At 54.2% G+C, this 5,790-nt stretch carries 6 protein-coding genes and 1 pseudogene; all 7 read right to left on the bottom strand.

The window, feature by feature from the left end:
• Positions 1-498 (bottom strand): asparagine synthetase B (locus ABX962_RS28270; RefSeq protein ID WP_372724481.1); only part of this gene is annotated, 498 nt, incomplete at its 3' end.
• On the bottom strand, positions 462-1,427 hold the full coding sequence (locus ABX962_RS28265) for an NAD(P)-dependent oxidoreductase (RefSeq protein WP_372724479.1): 966 nt from the start codon (positions 1,425-1,427) through the stop codon (positions 462-464). The genes ABX962_RS28265 and ABX962_RS28270, both read right to left, overlap by 37 nt.
• A complete protein-coding gene (locus ABX962_RS28260) occupies positions 1,424-2,074 on the bottom strand; it encodes an acylneuraminate cytidylyltransferase family protein (RefSeq protein WP_339940981.1) in 651 nt (216 codons plus the stop codon). The genes ABX962_RS28265 and ABX962_RS28260 overlap by 4 nt, the downstream gene beginning before the upstream one ends.
• Positions 2,075-2,118: 44 nt before the next feature.
• Positions 2,119-3,402, bottom strand: coding sequence for a UDP-N-acetylglucosamine 2-epimerase (gene neuC, locus ABX962_RS28255; RefSeq protein ID WP_372724477.1), 1,284 nt, complete (start codon positions 3,400-3,402; stop codon positions 2,119-2,121).
• Positions 3,395-4,438 carry an N-acetylneuraminate synthase family protein gene (locus ABX962_RS28250; protein WP_372724475.1) on the bottom strand — a complete coding sequence of 348 codons (1,044 nt, stop codon included), beginning with the start codon at positions 4,436-4,438 and terminating at the stop codon, positions 3,395-3,397. The genes neuC and ABX962_RS28250 overlap by 8 nt, the downstream gene beginning before the upstream one ends.
• Positions 4,422-5,273 carry an ABC transporter permease gene (locus ABX962_RS28245; protein ID WP_372724473.1) on the bottom strand — a complete coding sequence of 284 codons (852 nt, stop codon included), beginning with the start codon at positions 5,271-5,273 and terminating at the stop codon, positions 4,422-4,424. Before ABX962_RS28245 ends, ABX962_RS28250 begins: the two co-directional genes overlap by 17 nt.
• A gap of 314 nt (positions 5,274-5,587) precedes the next feature.
• Positions 5,588-5,790 (bottom strand): annotated as a pseudogene (locus tag ABX962_RS28240) (polysaccharide biosynthesis protein); the annotation flags it as partial.

Raw genomic sequence — 5,790 nt, 5'->3', positions numbered from 1 at the left:
TGCAGCCCTCAGGGCACGGATCTCGCTGGCCAATAGCCATTGCCCCGAGGGTGACTTGGCATAATACAGCGGCTTCACACCAAAGCGGTCACGGGCCGCAAACAGTCGCTGTTGTGTCTCGTCCCAAATCATCAGCGAAAACATGCCGATGAAATGATCCAAGCACGATTCGCCCCAACGTTGATACGCAGCCAAGATGACTTCGGTATCGCTGTGGCTGCGGTAGGGATAATCGCTCAGTTCGGCGCGAAGTTCCAGGTAGTTATAGATCTCGCCGTTAAACGCGATTTTGTATCGACCGTCCGCAGACGTCATCGGTTGCGATCCGGCATCGGACAAATCGATGATGCTGAGCCGGTTGTGACCCAAACCCGCGGTTTGCGCCGGATCGACGTAGACACCGGATGCATCCGGACCGCGATGATGCTGGCTCGCCACCATCGCTTCGAGATCGTCTCGGGCTACCGAGTTACCGAAGATTCCTGCAATACCGCACATAGTTTTTCAGCGAGAAACATTTCTGTCTTGATCATCGATTCGGTGGTACATCCGCCGATATGGGGTGTGATTAACAGTTGAGGATTTTGACGGGCATAAGCGACGAGTGGATGATGCGACATGCCATTTGTTCGTTCGTCACTTAGAACGTCGACCGCGGCGCCCGTCAGCTTGCCGCTTTGCAGTGCGTCAAAAAACGCGGTTTCATCGACGAGTTCACCGCGAGATGTATTGATGAACCAAGAACCCGTCTTCATTCGATCGAATTGCTCTTTTCCAAAGAAGCCTTTGGTTTGTTCGCAAAGGTTGACATGCAGCGTGACTATGTCGGATTCGCCGAGCAGCGAATGCAAAGGCATCATTTCGACGTAATCAGGGACTTGGTCTTGTTGAACGATGGGATCGACGGCGATGACACGTGTGTCAAACGCGTGCAAGTATTTGGCCACCACGCGGCCCAGACGACCGAACCCAACAATCCCCACTGTTTTGCCATGAAGTTCCCGGCCACAAAACAGATCGCGATTCCAATTCCCCGCGATCACATGCTCCGTCGCCGCCGGCAGTTTGCGTAACACAGCCAACATCAATCCGATCGTGTGTTCGGCAGTAGCACGAATTTCACGCAGAAACTCGACTTCGCCCCGCAGTGAAATGACGCGGACACCGTGCCGCTGGGCGGATTCCAAATCGATGTGATTGAGTCCCGTGGTTGGCGAGGCGATGACACGTAGATTGCGGGCGGCTGCGAACACCTCTTCGTCGATTTGATGTCGCAGACGTATCCACAGTGCGTCGACCTGTTCGATCGCTGATAGCAGTTCGGACCGATCGAGATCCGCAAGAGTCAGCTCACCGATAGATCGTAACCGCTCAGCGGCCTGGACCGAAAATCGTTCCGATTCACTTACTAAAATTTGGTCACTCATTGGACCGGCTCGCCCCATCCAAGACCGGTGGTGATTAACCACTCGGCCATCTGCATGTCAAAGGGAGTGTCAATGTTGCACGCACGTTCTGGAGGCACGATCCAGGCCCGGCAATCCTGGCCTTTGAAGGAATGTTGTTCCATCAAGACCGATGTTCGCGTTAGATAAACCGAGCCTTCTCGCAAGTACAGCGGTCGCAGATCTTGACGGCGTTGTCCTTCGAATTCCTCGGCGAACGGAGGATCGATGACATGACCGCCGTCGTCAATAAACTTCATGCGGGCAGGATGTTTTTCGCCGACGTCGACAAAGGAAATCACCGAATCGGCTTCGGTCGTTTCGAGCAAATCGATCGCGCCGTCAATATCGGCAGCTAGTCGCAAGGGGTGAGTCGGTTGTAGTGTAAACACGGCGTCATAGTGTTCGCCCTGCGACTGAACAAACTGCACGGCATGTTGAATCACAGGCAACGAGGGGGTGTTATCTTTGGCCAATTCAGCGGGACGCATAAACGGTACGTCCAGTCCGCACTGTTTGCCAATTTCCGCAATCTCGTCGCTTTCCGTGGTGAGAATGACACGTGTCAATCTGGATGCGGCCAAGGCGGCTTCGGCGGTGTATTGCAGCAACGGTTTTCCACACAACATTTGTACGTTCTTGCGCGGTATTCCCTTGGAACCGCCTCTTGCGGTTACGATTCCAAGGACACGCATGCTTTGCTTTTCCCGTTGGTGGGTTCCGTTTCTGTGGGGGACGGTTTGGCATCGCCAGAGAACGAGTCGGCCGCTTCGTTTTCGCGGTAAATGTAGTCCAAACGTTTTTGCACGTAGGGATTTAGATGGGAGAGCGACTCGGCGATCCGATCGGAAACAAAGCCGTCTCCGTACAATTCGCTGGCGGGATAGCGTCCCTTGGCCACTTGATCCAAGATCGCCTGTTCGATCTTTTCAACTTCGGGAGCAACAGGAGTCACGTGCTGATCGGTTTCGCGACCTTCTTGACGATTGCCCACCAGGACAACGGGCGTGCCGAAGAAGCCCGCATCGCGAACGAAACTGCTCGAGTTGCCGATCGCACAAGTGGCATTGGCGAGCACTTGTAAATAGTCTTCGGGCATCAAGTTGATCAATGTACGCAACCAAGTTGGGTTGTGTTTGTCGCGAAATCGCCGAATGGTTTTGCTGACGTGATCGCTGCCGGCGTCGATGTTGGGCCACATTAGTAGCGTCGGCATGCCCACCGCATGTAACGCCGTCAGCAGCGATTCCATCTGCTTTGCCTCACCCCCGTATTCGGTCGTCGTGGGGTGAAAGATCACCAAGGCATAGGGATTATTGATGTCGATCGAGGCCCCGCTGCCTTTGGAGTTGATCAAATCCTGGCAATCACGTCGTTCCAGAGTGCGTGCGATGTCGCTGCTCGGACAACCGATCGTCAAGATGGTTTCGGGTTTCTCACCCATGCGTATGAGATAGTCGGCAGCACGCTGGGTGCTGGGGAAATGGAAATGAGCGAATTTGCTGATCGCATGACGAGCGCTTTCATCAATCGACCCCGAGACTTCGCCGCCTTGGATATGGGCGATGCACAAGTTCATGTACGCCGCCGCCATCGTCGCTGCGAGTGCTTCGTAGCGATCGCCGATGATCAAGACAACATCGGGGTCGAGTCGTCGAAATTCGCTGGCGAATTCCACCACGCCAAAGCCGAGCGATTTCGCCATCGTGGTGGGATTCGAGCCTTCGAGTTCGACGTAGATTTGACCACTGATTTTGAAGCCGTCTTGTTCGACGACCCGTACCGGAAGATCAAACCGCTCCAAAACCATCGTCCCTGCCGCCAGCACTTGAAGATCGAGTTCCGGACGCGATGCGATCGACTGCATCACCGGTTTCAAGCGGCCGTAGTTGGCTCGGTCGACCAGCACGACGCAGATTTTGCGGCGTGCACCATTGGTTTCACTGTGATTACTCAAGATCGTCCTCGGCTAACAGAGTATCGGCGGCAACCGCAGCTTTCAGCTTTCGATTGAAGATTTCCGGTAAGCGTTTTGCGGGAATGCCATTGCCCGGCTTTTTCAAGGTCAAGTGCTCGGGGCTGAGGATCGTTCCCGCCGCTAAATCGCGACGCGTCACGACACTTTTTCCGAACAGATCACGCAGCGGCGTCATTTCCTTTGCCATCGCATCTTTGTTGACGGGGTTGGCGATCATCGTTTCGATGAAACGCACCCCTTCGACCAATTGAGCGAGTTCAGTCGTGGTGACGGAGGCGGGAACGTCTGGGCCGAACGTCTCGCGACTGAATGTCACATGCACCTCCAGAATATTGGCGTGCAATGTTGCGGCGGCCAAACTGGGATAGATCGTGCCGGAATGATCCGATAATCCCACCGGGCACTCGTAGCGGGATCTCAATTGTTCGAGCACGTTCAAGCCGATCTTTTCCGGCGGGCAGGGATAGGCCGTGGTGCACTGCAGCACCGCGACCTCGGCATCGTGCTGGCGAACCGTCTTCACTGCCGCATCAATTTCTTCGATCGGGTTCATGCCGGTCGACAAAATACAGGGCAGTTGGGTTTTGGCCATCTGTCGAAGCATCGGCAAGTTGCCGACTTCTCCGGAGGCAACCTTCCATGCCGCAACCCCCACGCGGTTCAACAACTCTACCGCTTCGTTGGAAAAGGGCGAGCTAAGAAACCACAACCCTGACTCGTCGGCATGTTGTTTCAGCCCATGCCACTGAGACTCAGTGAACTCCATCCGTTGCCAATACTCGTAACGAGTTTCGTCCTGCGGACTAAATTTCACTCGCCACGGTTCACCGGGAGTCGATTCCGCAGCCGCGATGTGCGTTTGAAACTTCACGGCGTTCGCACCCGCTTTGGCGACCGCATCGATGTAGGCATGCGCCGTACCGAGACTACCGTCATGGGCCTGCGCCACCTCGGCGATGATCAAACATTGGTCACCACTGAGTGTTAGCTTGGCGATGTCAGACGACGTCGGCAAAGGACTTCTCCATACGACGGAAATAAAATGCGCCCGATATCAAGATCAGAATCGAGACCACGGTGGAAACGGCAATCATCGGCCCCGGTGCGGTCTCGGTTCCGGCAAGTGCCCAGCGAAACCCTTCGACCACGCCCACCATCGGGTTGATGCCATACAGCGTTCGCCAGGGTTCATCCAGCATACTGCTGGGGTAAACCACCGGGGTTGCGAACATCCAAAGTTGGGTGATAAACGGCAGCACGTAGCGGACGTCACGATAGCGAACGTTCATCGCCGAGAGCCACAATCCGACACCCAGAGATGTCATGAAGGCAAGCAGCAGCAAGAAAGGAAGCACGAGTACATTCCATGTCGGCGCGATGCCAAAGTAGAGCATCATCAGCAACAACACGGAAAAGGCCAAAGCGAAATCGACAATCCCACCCAGCACGGTTGAAATCGGCAAGGCCAATCGCGGAAAGTAAACCTTCTTCAATAGGTTCGAACCTTGAACCAGACTGTTTGAAGAGGCCACCATGGCGTTGGCAAAAAACGTCCAAGGGACCAATGCCGCAAACGAAAAAATCGGATAAGGAACTCCGTCGGATGGCATCTCGGCAAGCTTGCCAAAGAATAGCGTGAACACCACCATGGTGCTGAGTGGTTGGATAATCGCCCAAGCCGCCCCGAGTAACGTTTGCTTGTAGCGGACCTTGATGTCACGCCAAGTCAGAAAGTACAGCAATTCGCGGTACTCCCATAATTCACCCAGACGCAGGGGCATCCAACCCTTGGCGGGCTGGATCCGAATCACTTCTTGGCTGATCGGATCGGTTTGAATCGCGGTGCTCATCGTGTTGCTGATCTACTCGTTTTCGCCATGTTATGTTTCTTGGCTACCACCGATACTCGCAGCTTATCCAATCGGTTCGGCCGAGGCTGCGAGATCATCACTTCCGACTCCGGCATTCTGAGCATGTTGTTCATTCGCTGGGTACTGAAAGGCAATCGCCATCTCGCACATGGTTTTGCGAATCACCTCGTCGTCTTCACCGACCAGTAATTGAAGCCTCTGCATCAAACTGCGGATTTCCTCGGAGCTAAATGATTGGTGATAGGCCGTCTTCACTTTGGGATGAAGAGTTGGCATCATCTCTTCGTGTTTCATATACAGTTCTTCGTACAGTTTTTCGCCTGGGCGAATGCCTGTGTACTCAATTTTAATGTCCTCTTCGTTGAGACCGGACAATCGAATCAAGTCTTTGGCTAAGTCAAGAATTTTTACTTGCTTACCCATGTCCAGAACAAATATTTCCCCCCCCTTGCCCATGCTCGATGCTTGCAGCACAAGCTGAGACGCTTCGGGGATC

It is taken from the genome of Novipirellula sp. (assembly GCF_041583735.1).
Lineage (GTDB): Bacteria > Planctomycetota > Planctomycetia > Pirellulales > Pirellulaceae > Novipirellula.
This window is presented reverse-complemented; position numbering and strand designations above follow the sequence as displayed.

Coding starts and splice junctions, on each gene's coding strand:
- ABX962_RS28265 (WP_372724479.1), bottom strand. CDS start 1,427: ATGAGTGACCAAATTTTAGTAAGTGAATCGGAACGATTTTCGGTCCAG.
- ABX962_RS28260 (WP_339940981.1), bottom strand. CDS start 2,074: ATGTTGTGTGGAAAACCGTTGCTGCAATACACCGCCGAAGCCGCCTTG.
- ABX962_RS28245 (WP_372724473.1), bottom strand. CDS start 5,273: ATGAGCACCGCGATTCAAACCGATCCGATCAGCCAAGAAGTGATTCGG.